The following is a 1,272-nucleotide window of genomic DNA, read 5'->3' as shown; positions in this document are numbered from 1 at the left end:
CTCTGTACACGACAAAACATTTAACCCATTGATTTAGTGAGTTGACTACCTATAAAGATGAAAGTCCATCGCCCCTATGTTTTACTCTCTAGTTACCACACAGGAGAGCGAAATGGATCTGAGCGATGGACTGAGAGACAGTTTAAAAGCCTATTTAGGTTGGGGCAAGCCCCGTCTGGATTGTTTTGTATCAATGCTGCTGGCGCTGCTGAATGCGCGTCAAATGAATCTGAGCTTGTTGGCCGTGCATATAGACAGCGATACAGAAATTGCCTCTCGCTATCGACGGATGCAACGTTTTTTTAGCCAAGTGTTCTTTGACTACAATGATATTGCCCACCTCATCATGAATATGTTCGCTTTCAGTGGGCAGCACTACTACCTGACGCTGGATCGAACGAACTGGAAATGGGGGAAATCCAACCTCAACATTCTGACACTGGCGGTTGTTTATCAAGGTGCAGCGATCCCCGTTTACTGGATGGTGTTGAACAAACGCGGCAACTCTAACCACCGGGAACGCATGGCGCTGTTACAACGTTTTATCAGCCAATTCGGGCGTAACCATATTCTCGGGGTACTGGCTGACCGTGAGTTTATTGGCGGAGAATGGTGGAAGTGGTTGTCTTCCAAAGAGATTCCCTATCTGATCCGCATCAAGGAGAATCAGGTGATGACTGACAAACACGGTAAAGCAATGCACGTCCGTTCGCTGTTTGCTAACTTGACACCGGGTAAACAGCGCATTCTTCGTCACCGTCGGGAAGTCAGCGGGGAATGGGTTTGGCTGAGCGGCTCGAAGCTACCGAGTGGCGAACTGCTGATTGTCGCCAGCAACCACTACACCCCCGACCCCATTGACACTTATCGACTGCGCTGGGAAATCGAAAATCTGTTCCAGTGCCTGAAAGGGCGCGGTTTCCACATGGAAGCCACTCACTTCACCAAGCCCCCTCGCATCAAAAAGATGATGGCATTGCTCGCCATTGGCTTCTGTTGGGCGCACAAGGTCGGGGAATGGAAGGAAAAAACCGTCAAACCCTTGAAGGTGAAAAAGCATGGGCGTAAAGAACAGAGCATTTTCCGCTACGGCTTGGATTACCTGACTGATCTGTTAACAGGAAGCGGACGTGAAGCCTTGGATAATCTCAGGCTCGTGATCCTGTTCCTTTGTCCGCCCCAATTTATGGTGGTAGAGGATGGACGTATGAGACTCAAGCCGTTTTCGTTTAACACAAATTCAATGGGTTAGGAAAATTGTCGTGTACAGAG

Annotated in this window: 1 protein-coding gene; it reads left to right on the top strand. The window is 49.0% G+C overall.

The features are described from left to right. Positions 1-112: 112 nt before the first annotated feature. Positions 113-1,252: an IS4 family transposase gene (locus B5D50_RS19935; RefSeq protein ID WP_159448695.1), complete on the top strand. Its 1,140-nt coding sequence runs from the start codon at positions 113-115 to the stop codon at positions 1,250-1,252. Positions 1,253-1,272: the final 20 nt, after the last annotated feature.

This window comes from Thiothrix eikelboomii (genome assembly GCF_900167255.1).
Lineage (GTDB): Bacteria > Pseudomonadota > Gammaproteobacteria > Thiotrichales > Thiotrichaceae > Thiolinea > Thiolinea eikelboomii.
This window is presented reverse-complemented; position numbering and strand designations above follow the sequence as displayed.